We start from the raw sequence: 24,941 nt of genomic DNA on the forward strand, positions 1-24,941 counted from the left end.
TGTGGCACGGCGTTGCCGAAATCAGCGCAGCGACCGGAAGGCGGCGCGGATCTCGGTGCTGAACAGCTCCGGCTCTTCCCAGGCGGCGAAGTGACCGCCCTTGTCGACCTCATTGAAGTGGATGAGCTTGTGGTAGCTGCGCTCGACCCAGCTGCGTGGCGCCTGGTAGATCTCTCCGGGGAACACCGTCACCGCCGCGGGCAGCGAGATGTCCACCGCGTTGAAGTTGTTGGAATGGTCCTCCCAGTAGATCTGGGCAGCCGAGGTCGAGCTGTCGGTCAGCCAGTAGAGCGAGATGTCGTCCAGGATCTCGTCCCGGGTGAGCGACCGCTCGGGGTCGCCGCCGCTGAAGGTCCATTGCGCGATCTTGTCATACATCCAGGCGGCCTGGCCGACCGGCGAATCCACCAGGGAGTAGCCCAGGGTCTGCGGCCGGGTGACCATCATGGCGGCATAGGCGGAGTTGTTCTTGTAGAAGTCGTTCAGCTTATCATAGGCCGCCTTCTCCTTGGCGGAGAGGCTGGCCGGGGCCGGCAGGCCCTGCGCCAGAAGCGGCTGGAGCTCGGCCGGCACGGTCGCGGGCATGTTGACATGGATGCCGATCAACCCCGGCACCCCCTGCATCGCCATCCGGTGCGAGACGACGGAACCGCAATCGCCGCCCTGGGAGACGAACCGGGTGTAGCCCAGGCGGCCCATCAGCTCGCCCCAGGCCCGCGCGATGTGGTCCGAACCCCAGCCGGTCTCCTGCGGCTTGCCCGAAAAGCCGAAGCCGGGCAACGACGGGACCACGAGATGGAACGCGTCCGCGGCGCTGCCGCCATGGGCGGTGGGATCGGTCAGCGGGCCGATCACCTTCAGCAGCTCCAGGATCGAGCCCGGCCAGCCATGGGTCATGATCAGCGGCAGGGCATCGGGGTGTTTCGACGACACATGGATGAACTGGATGTCGAGGCCGTCGATCTCGGTCACGAACATCGGCAGGGTGTTCAGCTTCGCCTCCACCTTCCGCCAGTCGTACTCCGTGCCCCAATAGCGGACGAGCTTCTGCAGCCGCGCCAACTGGACGCCCTGGGACTGGTCGGCGACGGTCTCCTTGGCTGGCCACCGCGTCGCCAGGATGCGGCGGCGGAGGTCGTCGAGGTCCGCGTCCGGGACGGCGACCTGGAACGGGCGGATGGCGCTGCCGCTGGCGGCCGCGGCCTGCCGCATCGGGAACAGGCTGAAGGCGCCGGCGGCCGAGGCGGCCAGCACTGCCGTGGCCGAGGTGGCGAGAAAGCCGCGCCGGGTCGGCGATGGCAGGTCTTCGGACATGATCATTCCTTTGATGGCAAAGCGGGCTTGGCCGTCGGTGGACAGTTTGCCCGCCAATCTACCGTCGAGGCCGCGGCGGTGCTTTCCCAGAACTGCCGCGGTTTGCAGCCGATTGCTGCGCTCGGCAGCCTTATCCGAAGGTGAAGACGTAGGCGCGGACCCCGGGGTCGAGGAACTCGATCTCGAAGGTCCGGTCCGCGACCGGGCCGGCTTGGCGGACCAGCTGGTACAGGCGATCGTCCCGCACGGTCCCCCAGCCCTCGGCGTCGACGTCGGAGCCGTGGTCGGCCCCGGGCGCGGCGCCGTCGATCCTGACGCGGAAGCGGACGGATTGGCCAGGAGAGGGCGGCGCCAGCACGAGGTGGAGGTCGCGGGCGTGAAACCGGTAGGCGATGCGGCCGGACGCCTGGTCCAGCGTCGCGAATTCGCCCCCGACCGTCCACACCCCCGCCAGGCTCCAGCGGTTGAGCGGCAGCGCCGACACGCCGCGATAGAGGCTGGGGGCATCCGCGGTGACGCCGCCGGGCGATGCGAAGCCCCGGGCCTGGTCATAGCCGACATAGGTTTCGCCCGAGCCGAGATCCGATTCGTCCGGCGCGACCTGCGGCCCCGCGGCAGCGATGGGGGCCACTGCGTCGGGCATGGGGGCGTCGCCGGCTTCGGACAGCAGCTGCTGGATCAGCTTTTCGGATTGATCATAACCGCCCTCGCCCAGCGCACGGCCGCGGACCCGGCCGTCGGCGCCGATGAAGTACAGCGCCGGCCAGGCCTCGTTGTCGAAGGCCCGCCACAGCTTGAAGTCGTTGTCGATCACGACGGGATAGCCGACGCCGAGCGAGGCCGCGGCTTTGCCGACATTGCCGACATTCTTCTCGAAGGCGAATTCCGGCGTGTGCACGCCGATGACCACCAACCCGCGGTCCCGGTAGGTCTCCGCCCAGGCCCGGACATAGGGCAGCACCCGCAGGCAGTTGATGCAGGAATAGGTCCAGAAGTTCACCAGGACGACCTTGCCGCGGAGGTCCTCGGCGCGCAGCGGCGGCGCGTTCAGCCATTGCGGCGCACCGAGCAGCGACCCCAACGGGCCGGGCAGGGCAGGGGCCGCGGCATAGGCCGTGGTGCCCATGGCCAGGGTGGTGCCGGCGGAGGACCAGCGGGCCGGCAGGTCGGCGCCGAAGCCGAGCCAGAGAGCCGCGGCGCCGGCGACCATGGCTGCGCCGAGGATGCGGCGCCGGCCCCGCCGCACCGACCGGCTGACGGCGGCCAGGGCGATGGCGGATACGCCGGTGAGAGAGGCGAGGATGGAGAGCGTCATCGGTGACACCGCCTGGAAGGCAACAGGACTGGGATGAGGGCTGCGGCGCAGCGGCCTGGACCAGGTTGATCTCGACGCCGATGCACGTTTTCGATCTGGCCCATGGCCGGGGTCCTTGCCGAAAGTTACCTCAAAATCGTATCCGATCTAATCGGATGCGAGTTATATAAGTTAGGCGGACCCGATATGTCAATCTTCCGATTAAATCGCATCCGATATATAACGACAAACCGACCCCATGCTCGCGAGACCCCAGATGACCGCCGCCGATCCGCCGAACCCCAAGCTGTCCGACTTCCTGTGCTTCGCCATCTATTCGGCCAACCTCGCCTATGGCCGCGCCTACAAGCCGATCCTAGAGGAGCTCGGCCTGACCTATCTCCAGTACATCGCGATCGTCGCGCTGTGGGAGCAGGACGGGCAGACCGTCAGCGGCCTGGGCGAGAAGCTCTTCCTCGAATCCAACACGCTGACCCCCATGCTGAAGAAGCTGGAGAGCCTGGGCTATGTCACCCGGCAGCGCGATCCCGCCGATGAGCGCCAGGTGATCGTCAGCCTGACCGAAGCCGGCCGCCGCATCCGGGAGAAGGGCCTGACGATGAATCTGGTGAAGGCCTCGGGCCTGACGCCCGAGGAGTTCCCGAAGATGCAGAAGGCGGTCACCACGCTGCGCGACAACCTGCTGAAGGAAGCGCGACGGGCGCGGTGACAGTCCGCGGCGGTGTCCGTTTCAGCTGTCCGCCGTCCCTCGGATCCGCATCCGGTCCCAAACCCCCTGCCGGTGCCCCGCGGGCGGCGCGTCGCCCATCGGCCGCGCCGCCGCGGCGGTCCGGCCGGCCGAACCGACGGCCTGCGGCTTGGCGAGGTCGCCGAAGTCCAGGGTCACCGCCAGGCCGGGATGGTTGTCCGACAGCGTCACCCGGACGTCGTGCAGCTGCGCCACCGCCGACACCAGGCTCAGGCCCAGGCCGCTGCCCGGGGTCATGCGGCTGGCGTCGAGCCGGAAGAAGCGCTGGAACACCTTCTCCCGCGCCGTCTCGGGGATGCCGGGGCCGGTGTCGCGGACGATGCCGACCGGGCCGGCCGGGCCCGGCATCAGCGACACCGTGATCTCGGTCCCGGCCGGGGTGTGGCGGATGGTGTTCTCGACCAGGTTGGCCAGCATCTGGGTCAGCAGCTGGCGGTCGCCGCGGATCGACAGGCCGGGCGCCACCGTGCCGGTCAGTCGGTGCCCGACATCGTCGGCCACCGGGCCGTAGGTGTCGATGATGGTCTCGAACAGTCCGGAGAGGTCGACCGGGGCGAAGCCCTCGCGCCGCGCCCCGGCCTCGATCTGGGCGATCCGCAGCAGCGCCGCGAAGACGCCCAGGATGCCGTCGATGTCGGTCACGGCGCGGTCGACCGCGGCGTCGTAATCCTGCGCCGAGGCGGCCTTCAGCCGCGCCAGCTCCAGCCGCTGGCGCATGTGCGACAGCGGTGTGCGCAGGTCGTGCGCGATGTCGCTGGAGACCTGGTGCAGCCCCTGCATCAGCTGCTGGATGCGGTCCAGCATGGCGTTCAGGTTGTCGGCCAGGCGGTCGAACTCGTCAGCCTTGCCCTTGGTCGGCACCCGCTCGTGCAGATGCCCGTCCATGATGTGGCGGGTGGCGGTGTTCACCGCCTCGACCCGGCGCAGGAAGCGGGCGCTGAGCACCAGCCCGCCGGCCAGGGCCAGGATCACCGTCGCCGCCGCCCCGGCCAGGAAGAATCGGGTGATGCCCTCCTGCAGTTCGTCGAGGTCGTGGGTGTCGCGGCCGATGAACAGCTGCAGCCCGTCGTCGAGGTCGACCCCGAGGCCGCGGACGTTGCGCGTCTCCTTGGTCCCGCTGTCGGTCGATTCCAGCGGGATGTCGCTCCAGCCCGCGGCCCCGGCGATCGGGCGGAGGTTGCCGGCGAGCATGTGGCCGGCCCGGTCCTGCAGCACGTAGTAGAAATAGTCCGGGTCGATGTCGGCAACGCGGTCGTTGATCGCCTTGGCGACGTCGGCGGGGTCCTCGCCGGCCACCGCATCCCGCACGGCCTTCATCTCGGAGCAGATCGACAGGTCGATCTGGTGGTCCGAATAGCGCGTCATCGCGACATAGACGATGCTCGACACCGCGATGATCGACACGCTGAACAGCGCGGCGAAACCGGCCGCCAGCCGAAAAGTAGCCGTTCGGACGAGTCTAGCCAGGATCACGGAGACAATACCCCACGCCGCGGACGGTATCGAGCAAGGGCGCGTCGAAGCCGCGGTCGATCTTGCTGCGCAGCCGGCTGATATGGGTCTCGACGACCGTGGTCTGCGGCTCGAAATGGAATTCCCACACATGCTCCAGCAGCATGGTGCGGGTGACGATCTGGCCGGAATGCCGCATCAGGTATTCCAGCAGCTTGAACTCGCGCGGCTGCAGGTCGATCGCCTGGCCGGCCCGGATGGCGGTGCGCTTCAGCAGGTCGACCTCGAGGTCGGCGACCTTCAAGGAGGTCTCGACCGCGGCGGCGCCGGCCCGGCGGGCCAGGGCGTCGATCCGGGCCAGCAGCTCCGCCAGGGCGAAGGGCTTGACCAGATAGTCGTCGCCGCCCGCGTTCAGCCCCTCGACCCGGTCGCTGACGCCGCCCAGCGTGGTCAGGAACAGGATCGGCACCGCATCATTGCCGGCGCGCAGCCGGCGGGCCACGCTCACCCCGTCGATGTCGGGCAGCATACGGTCGATGATCAGGAGGCCGTAATGGCTGCCCGGGCGGGCAGCCGAAGCACGGGCCAGCCCGTCGGCGCCGGTGACGCAATGCTCGACGACATGGCCGGCCTCGCGCAGGCTGCTGATGATGTGCTGCGCGGTCTCGAGGTCGTCTTCGATCAGAAGGATCTGCATGTGCGGCTGAAGCTCTCGGACGTCGGATCGCAGGCGTGACGAAATGGACCACGCCGGAAGAGAGCCTGCGCACGCTCCCGTCGGCACGTCGCACGTCCTGACGGTGCCGCGGGCGAATGACCCGGTCGAGAGAATATTTTGAAAGGGAGCCGCGGCGTACTTACGTTTCGGTAATGCGCCGGCCATCCTCCGGCGTGGGTAGGCGGAGCGGCGGGCAGCCGCCGCGTCCTAGCAAAGTGGGGGCGGCGAGACAGCCGCCGCCCCGGCATCTCAGCCCTTCAGCGAGGCCTTCACCGCGTCGAGGCCTGGCTTGCCGTCCAGCGTGGTGACGCCGTCGAGCCACTTGGTCAACAGATCGGGATTGTCGTTCAGCCACTTCTTGGCGGCGGCGTTCTGGTCCATGCCGCCGTCCAGGATCATCGACATCATCTGGTTTTCGGTGTTCAGGTCGAAGGTCAGCTGCTTGACGAATTTCTGCAGGTTGGGGCAGCCCGAGATCCATTTCTGGTTGACCAGGGTGCGCACCGTGGCGCCGCCGTAGTTCGGCCCGAAATAGGCGTCGCCGCCGGAGAGGTAGTCGATCTTGTACTTGATGTTCATCGGGTGCGGCGCCCAGCCCAGGAACACCACCCATTCGCCGCGGCGCTGGGCCCGATCCACCTGGGACAGCATCGCCTGCTCGCTGGCCTCGACCAGGTTCCAGCCGCCGAGGCCGAACTCGTTCTTGCCGATGATGGTCGACAGGTTCTTGTTGGCCGAGGAACCGGGTTCGATCGAATAGATCGACTTGCCGAACTTGTCGGCGAACTTCTGCAGGTCGGCGAAGTCCTTGACCCCGGCCTCATAGGCCTCGTGGTTGACCGCCAGCGTCACCTTGGCGTCGGCCAGGTTGGTGCCGACCAGCTCGACCCCCTGCTTCAGATAGGGGTCGACCATCTCGGTCTGCGCCGGCATCCAGTTGCCGAGGAACAGGTCGATCTGGCCGTTCTTCAGCGATTCGAAGGTGACCGCGACTGACAGCAGGTTGACGTTCGGCGTATAGCCCAGGCCGCTCAGCACGGTGCCGGCCAGCGCGGTGGTCGAGGTGATGTCGGTCCAGCCGGGATCGGACATCCGCACCGTCTTGCAGGCCGCGTCGTCGGCCAGGGCGGCCCCGGTCGGGGCCAGCGCGGCGATCGCCGCCGCTGCGAAAAGGATACGTCTTGCGCTCGTCATCTCTAGCCTCCTGTCTGGTCTGGTCGGACGGGGGCGTGGGTCAGCCCTTCTCGTCCTCCGCGGCCGCCTCATGGGCGGTGCGGATCTCGCTCAAACGGTCGTGGATCTCGGCCTCGAACGGCGCCACCTTCGGCCCGGTCGCGTCGATCGACAGGTTCAGCACCTCGCTGTCCGCCACGACGGTCCCGGTGGCGGCATGGACCATGCGGTGCTGCAGAGTGAAGCGCTTGGCGTCCAGCGCGGTCAGCCGGGTCTCGATCGCGACCTCGTCGCCGGCCCGCACCTCGTGCCGGTAGCGGATCTTCATCTCGCCGGTGAAGACGGTGCGCCGGCTGCGCGCCCGGTAGGCGGAATCGATCCCGGCATATTCGAGGAAGGCGTCGGTGGCGTGACTGAAGATCACGGCATAGTAGCCGTCGTTCAGATGGCCGTTGTAGTCGGTCCAGTCTGCCGGCACCGCCTCGCGATGCAGCCGCAGCGGCGTGTCGATCGCCGCCTGGTCCGGGCGTCCTGTCGGGTTGTTCGCTGGCATCTGCATCCGCCGCCGGGTGATCCTCGCCGCGGCCCGCCTCTGCGGGCGGGCTTCGAATGCAGGGATGGTACGCGGCGGAGGCGCGCGGACTTGATGAAACGCGTCGCCGACCTGATCGAAGCCGTCGGCTATAGGGGTCGGGTACGCCGGGCGTGGATTGGCCGCCCGGGGCCTACAGCCCCAGCAGCAGCCCCAGCTTCATGCCGATGGCGCGGAAGATCGACGCCTTCGGCGTGTCCTGAGCGGCGACCAGCGGCACCTTCCGCACCGGCCCGTCGGGCGGCGCGATCTCCAACTCGCCCAGCACCTGGCCCTTGGCGATCGGCGCCTCGATCGGCTCCTGGAACCGGGCGGTGACCTTGACCTTGTCGAAATCGGCCGGCTGCATGGTCATGGCCAGGTCCTCTGCCACCGTCACCGGCACCTTGTCCTCGGCGCCGAGCCAGACCGTGGCCTCGTCGACCGTGGCGCCGGCTTTGTACAGCGGGTACAGGCGGAACTGGTTCCAGCCCCATTCCAGCAGGCGGGCGCCCTCATCGGCACGGGACTGCATGCTGGGCAGGCCGTTGACCACCAGGATCAGGCGGCGGTTGTCGCGCACGCCCGACGCGGTCAGGCCGTAGCCGCCGGCGTCGGTGTGGCCGGTCTTGATGCCGTCGACATTCATGTCGCGGTACAGCAGCGGGTTGCGGTTCCCCTGCTTGATTTTGTTCCAGGTGAATTCCTTCTCGCTCTCGTAGCGATAGTATTGCGGGAAGTCCTGGATCATGCGGCTGGCCAGGGTCGCCAGGTCGCGCGCGGTCGAATAATGCTCCGGGTCGGGCAGGCCGTTGGACGTGACGAAATGGCTGCCGTTCATGCCCAGGGTCTTGGCCATCGCGTTCATGCGGTCGGCAAAGGCGCTCTCCGACCCCGACAGCCCCTCGGCCAGCACCACGGCGGCGTCGTTGCCCGACTGGATCAGCAGGCCGCGCAGCAGGTCCTCGACCCGGACGCTGTCGCCGATCTGGACGAACATCTTCGACCCGCCGGTCTGCCAGGCCTTCTTGCTGACCGGGAATTTGGTGTCGAGCGTGATCCGCCCGTCCCGCAGCGCGTCGTAGACCAGATAGGCCGTCATCATCTTGCTCATCGATGATGTCGGCATGCGCGCATCCGCATCCCTCTCCATCAGCACCGTGTCGGTGGTGGTGTCGATCAGGATCGCCTGCTTGGCGATGGTGTCGACCGTGGCCGCCCCGGCCGGCAGCGCCGCCAGGCTGGCGACGACGAGCAGGGCGACGGTGCGGAGAGTGCGGATCGGCATGGCGATCAGGGGCGTGAGGCGGAGCATGGCCGCAGGGATACCGACATCTGGCGTCGCTGCCAACCCGCGCCTGTCGCGGCCGCGTCGCCGACGGCCGGGTGTGGCCGCGGCGCATCGGCGCACCGGTCGCGCGCGGACGATTGTCGGCGTTGGAAGGGGCGCCCCTCCTGTCCGCCGATTGACTGCTTTTGCAGGCGGCGAATGCGTCGATTGCATGAGGGTGAAGGGAAGAAAAGCTTCGCTTCTGTCCCTTTCGGGTCATAGCGCGCGCATGGCTTGCCTTGTACAATGTGAAATGTGGTGGGGGCCACTTCCTTCAAAAGAGGCAAGAGCGGACGATGGGGCGAGCAATTTTAGGAAAACTATCCGGTCGATTTTTAGGCAAGTTTTATAAATGAAAATGTTCCTAGATACGCTGGAACCCTGTTGGGAGACATTGTTCCCATGCTGAAACACGCCGACATTTGGGCGGCGATCGACCGTCTGGCCAAGCTCAACGGGCTGTCCCCCTCCGGCCTCGCGCGCCGGTCGGGACTCGATCCCACCACCTTCAACCCGAGCAAGCGCCAGTCGAGCGACGGCAAGCTGCGCTGGCCCTCGACCGAAAGCATCGCCAAGATCCTGGATGCGACCAGCAGCTCGATGGCGGCCTTCGTGCGGCTGATCGACGACGGGTCGGGCCTGCCGGCCCGCCGCATCCCGATCATCGGCCACAGCCAGGCCGCCGTCGACGGGCAGTTCGACGGCACCGGCCATCCCGCCGGGAAAGGCTGGGACGAGGTCGATTTCCCCAACCTGTCCGATCCCAACGCCTATGCGCTGGAGATCGCCGGCGACAGCATGGCGCCGATCTACCGCGACGGCGACATCGTCATCGTGTCGCCGACCGCCGGGCTGCGGCGCGGCGACCGGGTGCTGGTGAAGACGTCCGCCGGGGCGCTGCTGGTGGGCGAACTGGCGCGCATCAGCGCCAACCGCATCGACCTGCGGCCGCTCACGGGCGACCAGGCGGCGCAGTCGCTGAAGCTGTCCGACATCGTCTGGAAGGCCCGCATCGTCTGGTCCAGCCAATAGGCCCATCGCGACACGGGGCCGGGCTGCGACCGGGCGGTGTTGGCGGCGCCGTGCCGGTCGCCTATGCTCCGATGGTCAATTTTACGGGATCGGACGGGCCAATGGCGAGATACGCGCTGACCTTCCTCGATGGCACCTGGCAGGAGGGCAATCCTCCGATCATGGGGCCGCTGTCGCACGCGGCCTGGATGTCCTCGATCATCTTCGACGGCGCCCGGGGCTTCGAAGGCGTGGCGCCGGACCTCGACCGCCACTGCGTCCGCGCCGTCGCCTCGGCCCGCTTCATGGGCCTCGAGCCGACCCGGACGGCCGAGGAGATCGAGGCGCTGGCGCGCGAAGGTCTGGCGAAGTTTCCCGCCAATGCCGCGGTCTATATCCGCCCGATGTTCTGGGCCGAGGATGGCTGGATCGAGCCGGACCCGGCGGCCACCCGCTTCTGCCTGTCGATCTATGAATCGGCGCTGCCTCAGCCGGGCGAGGACACCGCCTGCTTCGCCCAGGGGCTGCGCCGGCCGTCGCCGGAGATGGCGCCGACCCTGGCCAAGGCCGCCTGCCTGTACCCGCAATCCGGCTTCGCCATGCGCCAGGCGAAGCAGCGCGGCTTCACCAATGCGGTGATGCTGGACCCGATCGGCAACGTCGCCGAATTCGCCACCGCCAACATCTTCATGGCCAAGGACGGGGCGGTGCACACCCCGGCAGCGAACGGCACCTTCCTCGCCGGCATCACCCGCAGCCGGGTGATCGACCTGCTGCGCCATGACGGGGTCGAGGTGGTCGAGCGCGCGATCCGCCCGGCGGAGCTGGCTGCGGCGGACGAGATCTTCCAGACCGGCAACTTCGCCAAGGTGCTGCCCTGCACCCGGATCGAGGACCGGCACCTGCAGCCCGGGCCGTTCTACACCAAGGCGCGGAAGCTCTATTGGGACTGGGCCCATTCCTGAGCCGGACACGATGACCGATACCGCCCCCGCCGAGACCGTCTCGAAGGACACCCGCAACCTGATCCGGGTGCTGCAGCACCAGGGCATCACCCTGGTGTTCGATGTCGGCGCCAATGTCGGCCAGTACGCACAGCGGCTGCGGCGCGGCGGCTATGGCGGCCGCATCGTCTCGGTCGAGCCGCTGTCGGCCGCCCATGCGGCGCTGACGGCGGTGGCCGCGGGCGATCCCGGTTGGACCGTCGAATCCCGGCTGGCGCTGGGCGACGGCGACGCGCCGGTGACGCTGCACGTCTCGGGCGAAAGCGACATGAGCTCGGTGCTCGACTTCACGGCGGAGATGGCGGACCTGCTCGACGGCTCGGCCTATGTCGGCACCGAGGTGGCGTCGCAGGCGCGGCTGGAGCGGATCTTCCCGCGCCATGCCCGGCCCGATGACCGGGTGCTGCTGAAGATCGACACCCAGGGCACCGAACGCCGGGTGCTGGACGGCGCCCGCGGCGTGCTGCCTCGCATCGCCGCGGTGCAGATGGAGCTGTCGATCGTGCCGGTCTATGACGGAGAGCCCTCCTATCGCGACACCATCCAGCATCTGGCCGAACTCGGCTTCGTCCCGGCGCTGTTCATCCCCGGCTACTTCAACCGCCGCACGGCGCGGCTGATCGGCATGGACGGGGTGTTCGTCCGCGCGGGGTGATGCGGGCGGGCTAGCCAGAATCGCGGCCGCGGGTTATCCGGGGACATGACGACCGCATCGCCGCGCCCCGGCCGCCTGCCGGTGATCGACCTGCTCCGCGGCCTCGCGCTGCTGGCGATGGCCCTCTACCACTTCTCCTGGGACCTCAGGTTCTTCCGCTTCGTCGACTGGGACCTGCAGGACGGCGTCGCCTGGGTCGCCGCGCGCTACCTGATCGCCGGCAGCTTCCTGGCCCTGGTCGGCGCCGGGCTGGTGCTGTGGGACATCCAGGGGCGGAACTGGCAGCGCTGGGCGATCCGGCTCGGCAAGGTGGCGCTCGGCGCCGTCGTGGTCACGGTCGCGACCTGGTTCGCGATGCGGGACGGGTTCATCTTCTTCGGCATCCTGCACTGCATCGCCGTCGCCAGCGTGCTCGGCCTCCTGGCCCTGCGGCTGCCGGTCCTGCTGAACCTCGTCCTCGGCCTTGGCGTGATCGCCCTGCCGATCATGGGGCGGTCGACCCTGTTCGATCCGTCCTGGCTGCTGTGGCTCGGCCTCGGCACCGTGGTGCCGCACAGCAATGACTACGAGCCGCTGTTCCCCTGGTTCGGGCCGGTGCTGCTGGGCATCGCCATGGCGCGGCTGTGGCTGCGGCTGCGGGCGCCGGGCGGCAAGGTCGATGGCGGCGCCCTCGCCCGGCCGCTGCGCTGGGCGGGGCGGCACAGCCTCGGCTTCTACCTGCTGCACCAGCCGATCCTGATCGGCCTCCTGCTCGTGGTCGGCATGGCGTTCGGCCGCGACCCGCAAGCGATGCTGTCGCCGCCGCCCGACATGACGCCGTTTCTAATCTCCTGCCAGGTGCAGTGCGAGCAGCGCGGCGGCGGCATTGAATCCTGCCACGCCTATTGCGGCTGTATGGCCGATGGGATTGTGGCCCAAAATCTCTCGGAGGCCACGCCGGGGCTTCGCGACCGGCTCGGGGCGCTGGACGCTTCCTGCAGCCGCTGACCGGTGGGGCTGCGGCGCAGTCCGGCGTTGCTGCCCGAAAATTCACTCGCAAGCCCCGGGGCGGGGCCCTAGTCTCGGCGCCGATGACCGGACTGCGCCCTTGATCGCCCATCATGACCGATTCCGACGCCGGGACCCCGCCGGGCATGCGTGACGGCGTCGGCTGGTCGACGCTGATGACCGCTGCCCAGGCGGGGGACGGGGTCGCCTATCGCCGGCTGCTGACCGAGATCACCCCCTATCTCCGGGCGTTGGCGCGGCGGTCGCTGCGCCGTCCGGCCGATGCCGAGGATGCGGTGCAGGATGTGCTGCTGACCCTGCACAGCATCCGGCGCACCTATGATCCGGCCCGCCCGTTCCAGCCCTGGCTGGTCGCCATCGCCCGGCGCCGGATCGTCGACCGGGTGCGGATCCAGATCCGCACCACCGGGCGCGAGACCGCGATCGAGCCGTTCGAGGAAACCTTTGCGGCCCCCGAAACGAATGAATGGGGGATGGAATCCGATTCGATCGCGCTGCGGCGCGCCATCGCGGATCTGCCGCCCGGACAGCGCCAGGCGGTGGAACTGCTGAAGCTGAAGGACATGTCGTTGAAGGAGGCATCGGCCGCCAGCGGCGCGTCGGTGCCGGCGCTGAAGGTCGCGATGCATCGCGCCCTGAAGGCGCTGAAGGGGGTTTTGGGACCGAAATGACGGAGACGAGCGAGGCCCGGACCGACGATCTGATCGCGCAGCTGGCCGCCGAGGTCCGGCCTGTCCGTCCGCTGCGGCCGCCGTTGCAGCGGGCGCTGTTCTGGCTGGCCATCGCTGTCGTGGTGATCGGGATCGTCGTCGCCGCCGTCGGGATCCGGCCCGATTTCATGGAGGAGATGGGCGAGACCCATTACCAGCTGGAATGGGCGGGCGCGCTGCTGACCGGCGTGCTTTCGGCCATCGCCGCCTTCCATGTCAGCCTGCCGGACCGGCCCCGCGCCTGGGCGCTGCTGCCGCTGCCCGGCCTGGCGTTCTGGCTGTTCTCGATCGGCTATGGCTGCATGACCGACTGGGTGCGCCTGGGGCCGCAGGGCTTCGCGTTCGGGACCAGCTTCTTTTGCTTCCGCTCGATCCTGCTGATCAGCCTGCCGCTGTCGGTGGCGCTGCTGGTGATGCTGCGCTTCGCCGGGTCGGTGCGCCCGGTCGCCACGATCGCCAGCGCGATGCTGGCGGCGTCGGCGCTGTCGGCCTGCGGCGTCTCCATGTTCCATGGCGACGAGGCCACGCTGATGGTGCTGGTCTGGCATGGCGGCGCCGTGGCGCTGCTGGTCGGCCTGGGCACGCTGCTCAACCGCCGCCTGTTCGGCCTGTTCGCACCACGCCCGGCGATCGCCGGCTAAAGCCGCGCCGCCCCCAGGATGTGGCCGTCGGCCGCCTGCAGCAGCACGGCGGCCTGGTCGCCTTGCGGCCGTGTCGCCGCCACCGTGCCGCCAGGGGCCCAGCCGTCGAGGCGGGTCAGGCTGCGCACCACATTGCGGTCGACCAGCCTATGCCCGGCATTCTCGCCGCGCCGCACCTGCGTCTCGTGCCGGTCGTCGAAGCCGACCAGCCACAGCACCGATCCCGCCGGGGCCGACCCGTCCACCGTCACCTGCAGCGCGTCCGCGGCCGCCGTGATCGTGACCGGCACCGACGGGTCGGTCTTCGCCGCCGTGATCGCCGTCTCCAGGGCCGAGCGGTCGGACCCGACCGCATCGGTCGCGCCGTCGATCACCGCCTGCGGCGTGTAGATCTGGTCGGCACCCCATTGCGCGGCATAGGCATTTTGCCGCGCCGTGGCCCAGGCGCCCGAGAACGGGTCCACCCAGCCCAGGCGGTTCCAGTAGTCGACATGGAAGGCCAGGGCCAGCACCCCCGGCCGGTCGGCCAGGGTCGACAGCAGCGCATCCGCCGGCGGGCAGGACGAGCACCCCTGCGAGGTGAACAGCTCCACCACCACCGGCCGCTCCGCCGCGGCGCCCGGCCAGGCGGGAAGGGCGGAGAGGGCGATCAGGCAGGCAAGCAGTCCGCGGCGGGCCATGGTGGCGTCCTGTGATGGGAGGCTGATGGCGATTCGCCGGCCGGAGGGTCGGGGTTACATTCTCTCTTGATTCGCGATTGATAATCGTTCTCATATGATCGGGCCGTTCACGGGAGAGTCCAGAATGGACGAAGACCTGATCACCGAACCGACCGACCGCCGCGCCTTGCCGTTTGCCGAACAGCTGGTGCTGTGGGCGCTGCGGCTCAGCGTCGTCGGTCTGAAGACCGGGGCGCCGACCGACCACCCGGTGCTGCTCGCCTTCCGCAAGGTTGGCGCCGAGGAGGCCGCCGAGCGCATCAGCCTGCTGACCCGCATCGTCGGCTTCGGCGCCGAGCGGCGGGTGCAGATCGGCGTGCCCTGCGCCTTCACCGTCACCGAGGATGAGCGCCGGATCCTCGACCTGGTCGCGATCGGCCAGTCGGGCCGCGGCGTGTCGGGGACGCTGGTGCTGCGCGGCATGCTGTCCTCCGCCGCCTGCCGGGCCGCGGCCGGGCTGTGCGCCGAGCTGGGCGAGATGCTGGCGACCGCCGGCGTCATGCTGCAGCGGCCCGCGCCGCCGCCCCGGCCGCTGCGCGTGCCGGCCAACCTGCCGTCCTTCGGCCTGGTCCGGGCGGCGATGCCATGAGCGACGACGCGCATGGCTGCGACGAGACGCATGACGATAAGGCGGGGGCGCCGCCGCTGACCCGGGCCGAGACCCTGGTGCTGTGGGGCATCCGCGCTTGGGTCACCGGCCATCGCCACGACATTCCGGTGATGCCGAACCTGCGCACCGCCTTCCGCGCCGAAGGGGCACCGGCCGCGGCCGAGGCGGTGGACGACCTGATGGGCTTCATCGGCCGCGGCGCCGGGCGCACCATCCGGGTGAACTGCCCGCGCTGCCGGCACGTCACCGAGGACGAGCGGCTGCTGCTCGACGTCGTGGCGCTGTACCAGCAGGGCGAGACGATGTGGGCGCCGTTCCTGATCCGGGCGATCCTGACCCCGGTGGCCTCCCGGCTGTGCGGCCCGCTGTTCGCCGCCCTGGCCGAAGCCCTGAGCGATGGCGGCATTCTGCTGCCCGCCGTCGCCAGCCAGGCACCGCCCCCTGATATCGCCGCCCATGCGATTCCCGTGGGGTCGACGATTCACTGACCGGTCCCATTGAGGGTTGCCCCGGGCGAGGTTTGCCGCCATGAATCGGATGGTGGCGACCCGAAGCGAACCGATAGTGGGCCTGATGTGTAGCGGACGCGTGTTGCTGGTCGAGGACGACGTGCTGGTACGTCTTCTGGCGGCGGAAGCCCTGATCGATGGCGGCTTCGACGTCGCCGAGGCGGCCGACGCGCCGGAGGCGCTGCGCCTGCTCGACGGCCGCGAGTTCGACCTGATGGTCACCGATGTCGGCCTGCCGGGCATGACCGGGGCCGAGCTGGCGGTGCGGGCCCGCACCGACCGGCCGGCGCTCAAGGTGCTGTTCACCACCGGCTACGGCCCCGAGGACGGGGTGCCGGCCGACCTGCCGACCCTGCGCAAGCCCTATGCCGCCGATGCCCTGGCGGCGACGGTGCGGTCGCTGCTGGCGCAGCCGAGCCACTAGCGGTCTCTAAGCCCGCCACTGCTCCTGCCGGCCGTCGAGGGCCCGGTCGAGAGCGAAGGCTGCGCTGATCAGGGCGAGATGGGTCAGCGCCTGCGGAAAGTTCCCCAGGAATTCCGCGCGGACGTCGAACTCCTCGGCATAGAGCTGCAGGTGGTTGCCGTAGAGCAGAAGCTTCTCGAAGTTGTTCCGCGCCTGCCGCACGCGGCCGGCCCGCGCCAGGCACTCGACATGCCAGAAGGCGCAGGCGGCGAACGACCCTTCCTTGCCGTCCAGCCCGTCCTCGCGGTCGTAGCGCATGACCAGGCCGTCATCGGCCAGCTGGTCGCCTATGGCGTCGAGGGTGGCCAGCCAGGCCGGGTCGGTGGCGCCGACGAAGCGGACCAGCGGCATCATCAGCATCGAACCGTCCAGGTCGGTTCCGTCCTTGCTGCGCACGAAATGGCCGGCCTTTTCGTTCCAGAACGTGCTCCAGATGTCTTCGCTGATCTCGTTCCGGGTCTTGATCCAGGTCTCGAACGGTGCGCTCAGGGACCGCTTGCTGGCGAGGCGGATCGCGCGGTCGACGGCGACCCAGCACATCAGCCGCGAATGCAGGTGTTCGGTCGGACGGCTGCGCATCTCCCAGATGCCCGCATCGGGCAGGTGCCAGTTCTCGCAGACATAGTCCACGACCTGGCGGACGCCGTGCCAGTCGGCGTTCGAGATCGCGTCGCCGTATTTGTTGCTGAGATAGATCGAATCCAGCAGCGCGCCGTAGATGTCGAGCTGCAGCTGCGTGGCCGCCGCGTTGCCGATCCTGACCGGGCTGGCGCCGTTGTGGCCGGCGAGGTGGGGCAGCGATTCCTCCTCCGGCACGGGGCTGCCGTCCACCGCGTACATCACGTGCAGGCGCCCGCCGGAACAGGTGGCGGCGCGATCCGCCGTCCAGCGCGTGAACGCCATGGCCTCGTCCTGGTACCCCAGGCGCATCAGGGCGTAGACGGTGAAGGACGCGTCGCGGATCCAGGTGGCGCGATAGTCCCAGTTGCGCGATCCTTTCGGTGTCTCGGGCAGGCCGAAGGTGGCGGCCGCGACGATCGACCCGTGCCGGCGCGAGGTCATCAGCTTCAGCACCAGGGCCGAGCGGGTGACGGCGTCGCGCCAGCGGCCCTTGTAGGTCGATTTGGCGGCCCAGGCCTGCCAGTCGGAGGTGGTCTCGGCGACCAGGCGCTCCAGGGCGTCGGCGTCCGGCTTCTCGGCGCCGTCCTCGTCCAGGACCAGATCCAGGGTCTCGTCGGCCTCGAGGGTGAACACCGCCTCGGCGCCCGCCCGCGCCCTGGTGAAGGCGACGGGCCCCCACAGCCGCATGCCGGGCGAGCCCTCGGCGGTGAACACGGCCTGGCCCTTTCCGGCCGTGACCTTCGGCTTGATCCGGGCATAATCGAAGCGCGGCGCGCAGCGCAGCCGGAAGCGGACCGTGCCGCGGGTGACCCGCAGGCGGCGGATCAGGCGGTAGGTGCAATCCTCGGCATCGCCCGACGCCGTCATCAGGTCGGTGATCTCGGCGCTGGCCTCCTCGCCCAGCCAGCGGGTGACCAGCACGTTGCTCTCGGGGAGATAGGTCTGGAGGACCCGAGCGCCGGCGATCTCCGGCGCCAGTTCGAAGGCGCCGCCGGCCCTGGCATCGAGCAGGCTCGCGAACAGGGTCGGGCTGTCGAAATTCGGCCAGCACAGATAATCGATGGTGCCGTCGAGGGCGACCAGCGCCATGGTCGACAGGTTGCCGATGACACCGTGATCGGCGATCCGCCGGTCCGGCCGGGTCTTCGTCCTGCGCTCAGCCATGGTCCTGTATCCCTGAAACGGCGTCTCCTCGTCGACAACACGGCTGCGCCGAAGATGTCGCCGATTCCGGGAAGCCCGGGGACACAGGGCTGCAAGGCGGATCAGGCCGGATGTGGGTATGCGGGCCCGATCCGATCGTGCTCAGCGGCTGCCGTGGCCGCCGCCACCATGACCGCCTCCGCCGCGGCCACCATGGCCGGCGTCGAAGCCGCCGGCGTGGCCGTGTGGCGCGGCGGCACCCGGATGGCCGAAATCGTGACCAACGGCCATGGATCCGATCCGGTCATTGCGGGCGTTGTCATCCGATTCGTTCGATGCCGCCGTGGTGTCCGAGCCTGGGGCTTCCGCCGTCTGGGTCCACAGGGCCTGGGGCGGGAGTTGGGGTTCGCTGGCCTGGGCGGCGGCCGCCCCGACGAGAATTCCGAGCGCGACCAGGCCGATCAGCCCGGCCGGGCGTGCGGAGTGCGACATGACCATGTCTCTGTCCTCATTCATCTGAAATCGGCGGCCGGCAGTTGCGATGTCATCGGATCGTCGAGATCCGTGTCGCGGTGGCCCAGCCCCGGTGTCACACGTGTCGTCGCAGAGGCGGCGAGAGGGAGCGTGTGCGCCTCAATACATGGTGCCGATTTCGTCGCCGCAAGCAGAGTTTACCGATGATTAAAGTGCCGGCAATGTTGTTGCGCCGTGTTCCGATTTTTCAAGAAGCTGGTCTGATAATTGGCGAAAATCGATCGATAACTTCGAAGATCCATGCAGGTATTCTGATTTCTGCCTTACGCCCAAAAGGCGGTCTGGCCCGGATGACGTCCGGGCCCTCCACGATCGCCGGTCAGCCGATGAATTTCGGCGTGCCATGGACATGCGGCGGCAGCGGCTCGGTCGGGCCGCCGGGCAGCAGCGGCCGCGCGGCGAAGCGGCCCAGCGAGATCAGCCGGTCGTACATCACCAGCGCGCCCGCCAGGGACAGGTTCAGCGAGAACCGGGTCGGGATCTGCACGATGTGGTCGCAGCGCGCCGCCATCTCCGGCGACAGGCCGCCGCGTTCCGACCCCAGGACATAGGCGGCCTGGCGCGGGTGGCGGAAGCTGGGCAGCGCGATCGAATCCTCCATCAGCTCGATCCCGACCAGGGCGCAGCCCTTGGGCAGGGCGAGCGCGGCGACGTCGGGATAGGTGTAGAGCGGCACGGCGCCGGCGGCGCTGGAGGTGTCGCTCCAGCCGAAATCGACCTCGTCCGTGTTCGGCGCCACGGTGAAGCAGAAGCTGGCGCCGAAGGCGTGGGCGGTGCGCATCAGGGCGCCGACATTCATCGGCTTGCTGATGCCCTCGCAGCCGATCGCGAAATAGCCTTTCATCCGATCCCGTCCGTGTCTTTCCGGCTCCGACCTTGCCCCGCACCGGGCGCGAGGGCAAGGTGCGGCCGGAACGGCCCTGCCTTCATCCTGCCGAGACGATCATGACCGACCCCCACAATCACGACCATGGCCACGATCACGGCCACGAGCATGGCCCCGACCACAGCCCGGCCTCGGGAACCGCCGATCTCGCCGCCGGCGGCGGGCCGATCCTGGTCGAGGTCACGCGCGGTTCGGTGGTCGAGAGCCGGCATCGCGGCAGCGCCCTGATCGTCGACCGCACCGGCGCCGTGCAGGGCCATTGGGGCGACATCGCCCGCCCGGTCTACGCCCGCTCGGCGATCAAGTCGCTGCAGGCGATCCCGCTGATCGAAAGCGGCGCCTTCGACGCTTTCGGCCTGGGTGACGAGGAGCTGGCGCTGGCCTGTTCCTCGCACAATGGCGAACCCGCCCATGTCGAGCGCGTCGCCGCCTGGCTGGCGAAGATTGGCCTGTCCGAATCCGACCTGGAATGCGGCGCCCATCTGCCGTTCCACGAGGATTCGGCGCATGCGCTGGTGTGCCGGCACGAACATCCCTCGGCCCTGCACAACAACTGTTCGGGCAAGCACACCGGCTTCCTGACCACCGCCGTCCATCTCGGCGAGAAGACCAAGGGCTACATCCGCTACACCCATCCGGTGCAGCAGCGCATCCTCGGCGTGCTCGAGCAGATGACCGGCTGCGGCCTCGGTGCGGCGCCCTGGGCGGCGGACGGCTGCTCGATCCCGACCATCGCCATCCCGCTCGAAGGCCTGGCCTTCGCCATGGCGCAGATCGCCGACCCCGACGACCTGCCGGAGAAGCGCCGCGCCGCGGTGCTGCGCATCCGCAAGGCCTGGGGCACGCAGCCCTTCATGGTCGCGGGCACCGGCCGCTTCGACACCGAGATCATGCAGGCCTGCCAGGGCCGGGTGATGACCAAGGTCGGGGCGGAGGGCGTGTTCTGCGCCGCACTGCCGGATTACGGCCTGGGCGTCGCGCTCAAGATCGAGGACGGGGCCGAGCGGGCGGCGAATGTCGCCATGGCCGCGATCCTGAAGCGCATCGGCGCGCTGGACGGCGCCGACCCGGAGATCGCCGGCCGCTGGCTGGCCCCGCCGATCAAGACCCGCTTCGGCGTCACCGTCGGCGCCGTCCGCGGTGCCGCGGGGCTGGCCGGCGAAGGTTAGAGCCTGTTCGGGAATGCGCTGGCGTGAGTCGGCTGGTGGTGGTTTCGAGAACCGGCGCGCAGCGGACATCTCGTCCGTGAGCACCAGAAGCGGAGAAACCGCCGCTAGGCGGCCACGCCAGTAGCAGTCCCGGACAGGCTCTCAGTTCGACCGGTTCCAGGCGGCAGTGGCGAAACCGGCGGCGACCAGCACGCCGGCGCCGGCGCGGTTGATCAGCCGCAGCACCGACGGCCGGCCGATGGTGTCGCGTAGCCGTGCCCCGGCCCAAGCATAGGCGGCGGCGTTCAGCGCGGCGAGGGTGACGAAGGTGCCCTCCAGCACCGCCATCTGCGGCAGCAGCGGCGCGTCGGGATGGACGAACTGCGGCAGGAAGGCGACGAAGAACACGATGCTCTTCGGGTTCAGCGCCGTGACCGCGAAGGCGTGCAGCAGCATGGCGCGGGGCGACCGCCCGGTGTCGGCCGCGGCCAGCCCTTCGGCCTTGGGCGCAGCCCGCCACAGCTTGACGCCGAGATAGACCAGATAGGCCGCGCCGATCCATTTCAGCACGGTGAAGGCGGCGGAGGAGGCGGCCAGCAGGGCGCCCAGCCCCAGCATCGACAGGGTCATCGCGGTGAAGTCGCCGAGCGCGACCCCGCCGACGATCCACCAGGCGTGGGACCGGCCGCGGCCCAGCGCGTAGGACAGCACCAGGGTGATGGTCGGGCCGGGGATGATCAGGACGATGCCGGCGGCGAGCAGGAAGGCGAACCAAAGGTCGAGCGACATGGCAGCGGCTCCGGGCGGATGATCCGGCCAGCAATCCATGGGGATTTCGCTTTGTCCAGTGCCGTGGCGGCGCATCGCCGCTCACGAGAAGGCGGGACGGGACCACGAGTTGTCCCCTGCGCTGTCCCCTCCCGCCTGCCCGATCCCCCCTGCGAGAGAGAGGATTCGATCGGTTGCGCCCGTCCCACCATCGGCGGGGGCGCCGTCCGGTCTTTGCTTTCCTAACAAATGTTTGGTAATACGAAACACACTTCGGCAATGCGATAAGGGATAACCTCGGATGTGCGGCCGGTCAACGATCATCGGCGGAGTTTCGCCCGGTGACGCGAAGGCTCGCCATGGCCGATGAGCGCTACCGGGTGCAGAGCCTGGGCCGGGCGCTGGACCTGCTGGAGCACATCGCTGCGGCCGGCGGCGACGGCGCCAGGCTGACCGACCTTGCCCAGGCGACCGGGCTGTCCAAGGCGGCGGCCTACGCCATCCTGCAGACCTTTCTCGCCCATGGCGTGGTCGCGGACAGCGGCCAAGGGGCAACGCGGCGCTATCGGCTGGGCCTCGCGCTGGTGCGGCTGGGCGATCTCGCCGTCGCGTCGATCGGGCTGGCCGACACGGCGCTGCCGGTGCTGCGCGACCTGACGCGGGCGGTCGGCATGACCTCGCGGGTCGCGGTGCTGGATCACGGCTTCGCGGTGGTGATTGGCCGGGTCGATGGGCCGGGGTCGGTGCAGTTCGAGGCGGCGCTCGGCCGGCGGGAATGGCCGCATTGCTCGGGCGTCGGCAAGGCCCTGCTCGCCGCCATGCCGCGGCCGGAGGCGCTGGCGATCCTGCGCCGGGTCGGCCATCCCAACCGCACGCCGCACACCCTGTGCACCCTGGCGGCGCTGGAGGCGGATTTCGACCGGATCGCCCTCTGCCGCTACGCCGTGGATGACGAGGAGGACAATGAGGGCGTGTTCTGCCTTGCCGCCTGCGTCTTCGACCGGGGCGGGGAGGCGGCGGGCGCGATCAGCGTGACCGGGCTGAAGCAGCGCCTGCCGGAGGAGAAGGTGCCGGCGCTGGCCGAGGCCGTGATCGACCATGCCGACCGGATCTCGCAGCGCCTCGGCGGGCCGTCGGCGGAGGTCGCCTGGGCACGGCGGCGCCCGGCGTAATCCTAGCGCTTCTTGCGGCCCAGCCGCTTGGCGTTGGCGGAGACGACGCGGTGCGCCGAGGACAGGCTGGCATCGGTGATGGCGGCGGCATCGTCCATCAGCCGGTTGCCGATCTCGGCGCCCTGGGTCATGCCCAGTTGCATCCAACGCTGCCACGCCGTGACCGGGTCGGAGGTCATGGCCGCGAAGCCGAGCTGCGCCTGGGCGCCGAACCAGCCGGCCCAGCCGTGCTGGGCGGTCGCCATCTGGGTCGCGACCTTGGCGCCGGTCTCGGCCACCACCGCCATCTTCTCGGCCAGCATGCGGGTGAATTCGGGGTGCCCCATCGCCACCGGGTCGCCGGCCGCCTGCGCCATCATCAGGCTGCGATGACCGATGGTCTGGCCGGCGGCCACCGCCATCTCGGTCATCTGGACCATCGGGTTGGCCGGGGTGCGCCGCGTCGTGCGTCTCTTGGTCATGGGGATCCTGCGGTGCCGAAATTCAGCTGGGTGCCGGCCGGGCGGAAGCCGAGCCTGGCGTAGAGCGGTTCCGCCCCGACCGCGGCGGAGAGCCAGGCGAGGTCGTGGCCGTCACCGAAATAGGCGTCGAGCAATCGGCGGCAAACCGCCCCGGCCAGGCCGCGGCCCCGGAAGGGCGGCCGCGTCCCCACGGCTGCCAGCTCGGCCGTGCCGCCGCCGATCAGCAGCAATCCGCTGGCCGCGGGCACACCGTCCCACCGGGCCAGCGCCGCCCGGCGGGTCCCTTGTAGCAGGCCTTGGGTCAGCCGCGCGCGAAAATCGGCCTGGCCGGCCGCGTCGAGCGGCTGGTCGAAGGCGTCGTGCTGGACCTGCATCAGCCCGTCGATCGCGGCCTCGTCATGCGCATCCACCAGCACCGCCGGCCCGGCGGGCGCGGCGCGGTAGGCGTCGAGGCCCAGGACCATGAGCGGCGCTTCCATCTCGCGACGATAGCCCATGGCGAACAGCGTCGGAGACAACGAAGGATGCAATTCGCGAAAGAATTCCAGGCGGAAACGGCGTCCGGCCGTGTCGAAGGCGTGCTGCAGGCCGGCGATTGCCGGCCGCCATTCCGGCACCGGGGCCACCGGCACGGCGAAGCTCAGCATCGGGTCGTCGCTGGCCTCCGACACGAACAGCGCGAAGGGACCGACGGCCTCGCGCCGCCGCCCTTCCGCCGCGGCCGCCAGCGTGTTGGGAACCAGGCGTTCGAGCAGCGCCCGATTCACGACAATGCGGGCAGCAGCCGCTCCATCGCCGTTTCCAATCGGTCGAGCGACCCGGCGAAGCATAGCCGCAGATGGCCTTCGCCGCCCGGCCCGAAAGCCGAGCCCGGGGCCAGGCCGACATTGGCCTCGTGCAGCAGGCGCAGGGCCAGGGCCCGGCTGTCCGGCTCGCCGTCGACGCCGAAGAACAGGTAGAAGGCGCCGTCCGGGCGGATCAGCCGGACGCGGGGGGATTCCGATAGCCGCGCGATCACCAGGTCGCGCGCCGTGCGGCAGCGTTCGACCTGACTCTGGATGAAGGGTTCTCCCTGTTCGACGGCGGCGACCGCGCCATGCTGCAGGAAGGTCGACACGCCGGAGGTGTTGAACTGCTGCAGGTTCTCATAGACCTGCCCCAGCTCCTCCGACGCCACCACCCAGCCGATGCGCCAGCCGGTCATCGCCCAATTCTTGGAGAAGGTGTTGACCACCACCAGCCGGTCCTCCGGCTCCGCGATCGCCAGGAAGGACGGCGCCGCCGGGCGATCATAGACGAAGCGGGCATAGACCTCGTCGGCCACGATCCAGATGCCGCGCGGGCGGCAGAACTCCAGGATCCGCTTCTGCTCCTCCGCCGTCAGGGTCCAGCCGGTGGGGTTGCCGGGGCTGTTCAGGAACAGGGCGCGGGTCTTCGGGCCGCAGGCGGCGAACAGCCGGTCCAGATCCAGCCGCCAGCGGCCGTTCTCGACCCCGATCGGCACCGGCACGGTGCGGCCGCCGGCGATGTCGACGGCGCTGAAGATGTTCGGCCAGACCGGCACCGGCATGACGATCTCGTCGCCCGGCACGATCAGGGCCTGCATCGTCATCATGATCGCCTGCATGCCGCCGATCGTGACGTAGATGCGGCCGGCCGGAACGCTGGCGCCGGCGACCCGGCTGACATAGCCGGCCAGGGCCTCGCGCAGGGGCGGGATGCCGCGCTGCCAGGTGTAGAAGGTGTGGCCCTCGGCCAGGGCCCGATTGGCCGCCTCGCCGATGAAGGCCGGCGTCGGCTGGTCGCCTTCGCCGACCCACAGCTGGATCAGGTCGGGCTTGCCGCGCCCGGCATTGACCACCTCGACGATGCCGCTCTCCGGCAGCCGCGCGATGTCGGGTCGAATGGCCCCCAGAAGACCCGTCGCGATATGTCCGTCCACGTCCAAAACCTCCCTTGGCTGCGGGGAGGGTAGCAAGCCGGGGCGCCGGCCGTCATCCAGCGCCCGGCGCATGGGCGTCGCGCGGCGCCATCGGACCGGTCGGATTCAGCGGGGAACCGGATCGGCGATAGCGGCGTTGGTGAAAGGAGGTCCGAGAACGGCGCGGCGCGATTGCATGATCGCCGGTGCCGGGCAAGGCCTCGGTGGTCGTCGCGGAGCCCCTCCCCGTCGGCGGCCATGGCGTAAGCCCCGCGGCTGGACCCCCCTCCGGGTCGCGGGCGGCGGCGGGACCGGCAGGGGTCCCGCCGCCCGCTC

Annotated in this window: 27 protein-coding genes; 12 read left to right on the forward strand and 15 right to left on the reverse strand. The window is 69.5% G+C overall.

Translation table 11 applies throughout. From position 1 onward, the window contains the following. Positions 1–21 precede the first annotated feature (21 nt). Both E9232_RS25910 and E9232_RS25915 read right to left on the reverse strand, forming a co-directional pair. Positions 22–1,314, reverse strand: a complete 1,293-nt coding sequence (locus E9232_RS25910; protein ID WP_309798972.1) for an epoxide hydrolase family protein — start codon at positions 1,312–1,314, stop codon at positions 22–24. Between the two features lie 130 nt (positions 1,315–1,444). Continuing rightward, the gene (locus tag E9232_RS25915) at positions 1,445–2,629 is read right to left on the reverse strand and encodes a thioredoxin family protein (protein ID WP_309798975.1); all 1,185 of its coding nucleotides are present in this window, start codon (positions 2,627–2,629) and stop codon (positions 1,445–1,447) included. Between the two features lie 256 nt (positions 2,630–2,885). Here E9232_RS25915 and E9232_RS25920 point away from each other — a divergent pair, with 256 nt between their 5' ends. Next, positions 2,886–3,338 carry a MarR family winged helix-turn-helix transcriptional regulator gene (locus E9232_RS25920; protein WP_309798977.1) on the forward strand — a complete coding sequence of 151 codons (453 nt, stop codon included), beginning with the start codon at positions 2,886–2,888 and terminating at the stop codon, positions 3,336–3,338. Between the two features lie 21 nt (positions 3,339–3,359). Here the strand turns inward: E9232_RS25920 and E9232_RS25925 are convergent, their stop codons facing one another. From E9232_RS25925 to E9232_RS25945, 5 genes are all read right to left on the reverse strand, one after another. Continuing rightward, positions 3,360–4,850: a sensor histidine kinase gene (locus tag E9232_RS25925; RefSeq protein WP_309798979.1), complete on the reverse strand. Its 1,491-nt coding sequence runs from the start codon at positions 4,848–4,850 to the stop codon at positions 3,360–3,362. Further along, entirely contained in the window at positions 4,837–5,526 is a 690-nt protein-coding gene (locus tag E9232_RS25930) for a winged helix-turn-helix domain-containing protein (RefSeq protein WP_309798981.1), read from the reverse strand. Before E9232_RS25930 ends, E9232_RS25925 begins: the two co-directional genes overlap by 14 nt. Before the next feature lie 270 nt (positions 5,527–5,796). After that, complete coding sequence (gene choX / locus E9232_RS25935) at positions 5,797–6,741, reverse strand: choline ABC transporter substrate-binding protein (protein ID WP_309798983.1); 945 nt, start codon at positions 6,739–6,741, stop codon at positions 5,797–5,799. Between the two features lie 40 nt (positions 6,742–6,781). Continuing rightward, on the reverse strand, positions 6,782–7,279 hold the full coding sequence (locus tag E9232_RS25940; protein WP_309798985.1) for a thioesterase family protein: 498 nt from the start codon (positions 7,277–7,279) through the stop codon (positions 6,782–6,784). A gap of 166 nt (positions 7,280–7,445) precedes the next feature. Continuing rightward, positions 7,446–8,606, reverse strand: a complete 1,161-nt coding sequence (locus E9232_RS25945; protein ID WP_309798986.1) for a D-alanyl-D-alanine carboxypeptidase family protein — start codon at positions 8,604–8,606, stop codon at positions 7,446–7,448. 417 nt (positions 8,607–9,023) lie between these two features. On the opposite strand from E9232_RS25945, the gene E9232_RS25950 reads away from it, so the two are divergent. The 6 genes from E9232_RS25950 (at position 9,024) to E9232_RS25975 (ending at position 13,650) form a co-directional block, all read left to right on the forward strand. Next, positions 9,024–9,653 (forward strand): S24 family peptidase, encoded by a 630-nt coding sequence (locus E9232_RS25950; RefSeq protein WP_309798988.1) that lies wholly within the window; start codon positions 9,024–9,026, stop codon positions 9,651–9,653. Between the two features lie 101 nt (positions 9,654–9,754). After that, the gene (locus tag E9232_RS25955) at positions 9,755–10,597 is read left to right on the forward strand and encodes a branched-chain amino acid aminotransferase (protein ID WP_309798991.1); all 843 of its coding nucleotides are present in this window, start codon (positions 9,755–9,757) and stop codon (positions 10,595–10,597) included. 10 nt (positions 10,598–10,607) lie between these two features. Further along, positions 10,608–11,291, forward strand: coding sequence for an FkbM family methyltransferase (locus tag E9232_RS25960; protein WP_309798993.1), 684 nt, complete (start codon positions 10,608–10,610; stop codon positions 11,289–11,291). A gap of 45 nt (positions 11,292–11,336) precedes the next feature. Further along, the gene (locus tag E9232_RS25965; protein ID WP_309798995.1) at positions 11,337–12,278 is read left to right on the forward strand and encodes a heparan-alpha-glucosaminide N-acetyltransferase; all 942 of its coding nucleotides are present in this window, start codon (positions 11,337–11,339) and stop codon (positions 12,276–12,278) included. Between the two features lie 113 nt (positions 12,279–12,391). Further along, the gene (locus tag E9232_RS25970) at positions 12,392–12,970 is read left to right on the forward strand and encodes a sigma-70 family RNA polymerase sigma factor (protein ID WP_309798996.1); all 579 of its coding nucleotides are present in this window, start codon (positions 12,392–12,394) and stop codon (positions 12,968–12,970) included. Continuing rightward, complete coding sequence (locus E9232_RS25975; RefSeq protein ID WP_309798998.1) at positions 12,967–13,650, forward strand: NrsF family protein; 684 nt, start codon at positions 12,967–12,969, stop codon at positions 13,648–13,650. The genes E9232_RS25970 and E9232_RS25975 overlap by 4 nt, the downstream gene beginning before the upstream one ends. On the opposite strand, the gene E9232_RS25980 is transcribed toward E9232_RS25975, so the two are convergent. Then, a complete protein-coding gene (locus E9232_RS25980) occupies positions 13,647–14,330 on the reverse strand; it encodes a DUF1223 domain-containing protein (RefSeq protein WP_309799000.1) in 684 nt (227 codons plus the stop codon). The genes E9232_RS25975 and E9232_RS25980 overlap by 4 nt on opposite strands. A 124-nt stretch (positions 14,331–14,454) precedes the next feature. Between E9232_RS25980 and E9232_RS25985 the strand changes: the two genes are divergently transcribed. The 3 genes from E9232_RS25985 to E9232_RS25995 all read left to right on the forward strand — a co-directional run bounded on the left by E9232_RS25985 (position 14,455) and on the right by E9232_RS25995 (position 15,912). Then, positions 14,455–14,958 (forward strand): hypothetical protein, encoded by a 504-nt coding sequence (locus E9232_RS25985; RefSeq protein ID WP_309799002.1) that lies wholly within the window; start codon positions 14,455–14,457, stop codon positions 14,956–14,958. Next, positions 14,955–15,467 (forward strand): hypothetical protein, encoded by a 513-nt coding sequence (locus tag E9232_RS25990; RefSeq protein WP_309799003.1) that lies wholly within the window; start codon positions 14,955–14,957, stop codon positions 15,465–15,467. The genes E9232_RS25985 and E9232_RS25990 overlap by 4 nt, the downstream gene beginning before the upstream one ends. Before the next feature lie 85 nt (positions 15,468–15,552). After that, positions 15,553–15,912, forward strand: a complete 360-nt coding sequence (locus E9232_RS25995; RefSeq protein WP_309799005.1) for a response regulator — start codon at positions 15,553–15,555, stop codon at positions 15,910–15,912. Positions 15,913–15,918: 6 nt separating this feature from the next. Here E9232_RS25995 and E9232_RS26000 read toward each other — a convergent pair whose 3' ends face one another. From E9232_RS26000 to E9232_RS26010, 3 genes are all read right to left on the reverse strand, one after another. Then, the gene (locus tag E9232_RS26000) at positions 15,919–17,736 is read right to left on the reverse strand and encodes a glycoside hydrolase family 15 protein (protein ID WP_309799007.1); all 1,818 of its coding nucleotides are present in this window, start codon (positions 17,734–17,736) and stop codon (positions 15,919–15,921) included. Positions 17,737–17,877: 141 nt separating this feature from the next. Next, the gene (locus E9232_RS26005; protein WP_309799009.1) at positions 17,878–18,207 is read right to left on the reverse strand and encodes a hypothetical protein; all 330 of its coding nucleotides are present in this window, start codon (positions 18,205–18,207) and stop codon (positions 17,878–17,880) included. Positions 18,208–18,568: 361 nt separating this feature from the next. Continuing rightward, positions 18,569–19,093 carry an RNA methyltransferase gene (locus E9232_RS26010; protein ID WP_309799011.1) on the reverse strand — a complete coding sequence of 175 codons (525 nt, stop codon included), beginning with the start codon at positions 19,091–19,093 and terminating at the stop codon, positions 18,569–18,571. A 101-nt stretch (positions 19,094–19,194) separates the two neighbouring features. Between E9232_RS26010 and E9232_RS26015 the strand changes: the two genes are divergently transcribed. Beyond that, positions 19,195–20,304 carry an asparaginase gene (locus tag E9232_RS26015; protein WP_309799012.1) on the forward strand — a complete coding sequence of 370 codons (1,110 nt, stop codon included), beginning with the start codon at positions 19,195–19,197 and terminating at the stop codon, positions 20,302–20,304. 141 nt (positions 20,305–20,445) lie between these two features. Here the strand turns inward: E9232_RS26015 and E9232_RS26020 are convergent, their stop codons facing one another. Beyond that, a complete protein-coding gene (locus E9232_RS26020) occupies positions 20,446–21,072 on the reverse strand; it encodes a LysE family translocator (protein ID WP_309799014.1) in 627 nt (208 codons plus the stop codon). A gap of 320 nt (positions 21,073–21,392) precedes the next feature. Between E9232_RS26020 and E9232_RS26025 the strand changes: the two genes are divergently transcribed. Beyond that, positions 21,393–22,223 (forward strand): IclR family transcriptional regulator, encoded by an 831-nt coding sequence (locus E9232_RS26025; RefSeq protein ID WP_309799016.1) that lies wholly within the window; start codon positions 21,393–21,395, stop codon positions 22,221–22,223. A gap of 2 nt (positions 22,224–22,225) precedes the next feature. Here E9232_RS26025 and E9232_RS26030 read toward each other — a convergent pair whose 3' ends face one another. Genes E9232_RS26030 through E9232_RS26040 form a run of 3 tightly spaced genes read right to left on the reverse strand, consistent with a single transcriptional unit; the run spans position 22,226 to position 24,626 of the window. Further along, the gene (locus tag E9232_RS26030) at positions 22,226–22,684 is read right to left on the reverse strand and encodes a hypothetical protein (protein WP_309799018.1); all 459 of its coding nucleotides are present in this window, start codon (positions 22,682–22,684) and stop codon (positions 22,226–22,228) included. Next, positions 22,681–23,451: a GNAT family N-acetyltransferase gene (locus E9232_RS26035; RefSeq protein WP_309799020.1), complete on the reverse strand. Its 771-nt coding sequence runs from the start codon at positions 23,449–23,451 to the stop codon at positions 22,681–22,683. The genes E9232_RS26030 and E9232_RS26035 overlap by 4 nt, the downstream gene beginning before the upstream one ends. After that, positions 23,448–24,626 (reverse strand): pyridoxal phosphate-dependent aminotransferase, encoded by a 1,179-nt coding sequence (locus E9232_RS26040; RefSeq protein ID WP_309799022.1) that lies wholly within the window; start codon positions 24,624–24,626, stop codon positions 23,448–23,450. Before E9232_RS26040 ends, E9232_RS26035 begins: the two co-directional genes overlap by 4 nt. Positions 24,627–24,941: the final 315 nt, after the last annotated feature.

This window comes from Inquilinus ginsengisoli, from assembly GCF_031453975.1.
GTDB classification, from domain to species: Bacteria; Pseudomonadota; Alphaproteobacteria; order DSM-16000; family Inquilinaceae; genus Inquilinus; species Inquilinus ginsengisoli_A.

Excerpts from the sequence above, each read along its gene's own strand:
- E9232_RS26015 (WP_309799012.1), top strand. The coding sequence starts at position 19,195 with ATGACCGACCCCCACAATCACGACCATGGCCACGATCACGGCCACGAG.
- E9232_RS25915 (WP_309798975.1), bottom strand. The coding sequence starts at position 2,629 with ATGACGCTCTCCATCCTCGCCTCTCTCACCGGCGTATCCGCCATCGCC.
- E9232_RS26020 (WP_309799014.1), bottom strand. The coding sequence starts at position 21,072 with ATGTCGCTCGACCTTTGGTTCGCCTTCCTGCTCGCCGCCGGCATCGTC.
- choX (WP_309798983.1), bottom strand. The coding sequence starts at position 6,741 with ATGACGAGCGCAAGACGTATCCTTTTCGCAGCGGCGGCGATCGCCGCG.
- E9232_RS26010 (WP_309799011.1), bottom strand. The coding sequence starts at position 19,093 with ATGAAAGGCTATTTCGCGATCGGCTGCGAGGGCATCAGCAAGCCGATG.
- E9232_RS25955 (WP_309798991.1), top strand. The coding sequence starts at position 9,755 with ATGGCGAGATACGCGCTGACCTTCCTCGATGGCACCTGGCAGGAGGGC.
- E9232_RS25945 (WP_309798986.1), bottom strand. The coding sequence starts at position 8,606 with ATGCTCCGCCTCACGCCCCTGATCGCCATGCCGATCCGCACTCTCCGC.
- E9232_RS25910 (WP_309798972.1), bottom strand. The coding sequence starts at position 1,314 with ATGTCCGAAGACCTGCCATCGCCGACCCGGCGCGGCTTTCTCGCCACC.
- E9232_RS25985 (WP_309799002.1), top strand. The coding sequence starts at position 14,455 with ATGGACGAAGACCTGATCACCGAACCGACCGACCGCCGCGCCTTGCCG.
- E9232_RS25950 (WP_309798988.1), top strand. The coding sequence starts at position 9,024 with ATGCTGAAACACGCCGACATTTGGGCGGCGATCGACCGTCTGGCCAAG.
- E9232_RS25990 (WP_309799003.1), top strand. The coding sequence starts at position 14,955 with ATGAGCGACGACGCGCATGGCTGCGACGAGACGCATGACGATAAGGCG.
- E9232_RS26030 (WP_309799018.1), bottom strand. The coding sequence starts at position 22,684 with ATGACCAAGAGACGCACGACGCGGCGCACCCCGGCCAACCCGATGGTC.
- E9232_RS26005 (WP_309799009.1), bottom strand. The coding sequence starts at position 18,207 with ATGTCGCACTCCGCACGCCCGGCCGGGCTGATCGGCCTGGTCGCGCTC.
- E9232_RS25960 (WP_309798993.1), top strand. The coding sequence starts at position 10,608 with ATGACCGATACCGCCCCCGCCGAGACCGTCTCGAAGGACACCCGCAAC.
- E9232_RS25980 (WP_309799000.1), bottom strand. The coding sequence starts at position 14,330 with ATGGCCCGCCGCGGACTGCTTGCCTGCCTGATCGCCCTCTCCGCCCTT.
- E9232_RS25965 (WP_309798995.1), top strand. The coding sequence starts at position 11,337 with ATGACGACCGCATCGCCGCGCCCCGGCCGCCTGCCGGTGATCGACCTG.
- E9232_RS25940 (WP_309798985.1), bottom strand. The coding sequence starts at position 7,279 with ATGCAGATGCCAGCGAACAACCCGACAGGACGCCCGGACCAGGCGGCG.
- E9232_RS26000 (WP_309799007.1), bottom strand. The coding sequence starts at position 17,736 with ATGGCTGAGCGCAGGACGAAGACCCGGCCGGACCGGCGGATCGCCGAT.
- E9232_RS25930 (WP_309798981.1), bottom strand. The coding sequence starts at position 5,526 with ATGCAGATCCTTCTGATCGAAGACGACCTCGAGACCGCGCAGCACATC.
- E9232_RS25975 (WP_309798998.1), top strand. The coding sequence starts at position 12,967 with ATGACGGAGACGAGCGAGGCCCGGACCGACGATCTGATCGCGCAGCTG.
- E9232_RS25970 (WP_309798996.1), top strand. The coding sequence starts at position 12,392 with ATGACCGATTCCGACGCCGGGACCCCGCCGGGCATGCGTGACGGCGTC.
- E9232_RS25995 (WP_309799005.1), top strand. The coding sequence starts at position 15,553 with ATGTGTAGCGGACGCGTGTTGCTGGTCGAGGACGACGTGCTGGTACGT.
- E9232_RS25920 (WP_309798977.1), top strand. The coding sequence starts at position 2,886 with ATGACCGCCGCCGATCCGCCGAACCCCAAGCTGTCCGACTTCCTGTGC.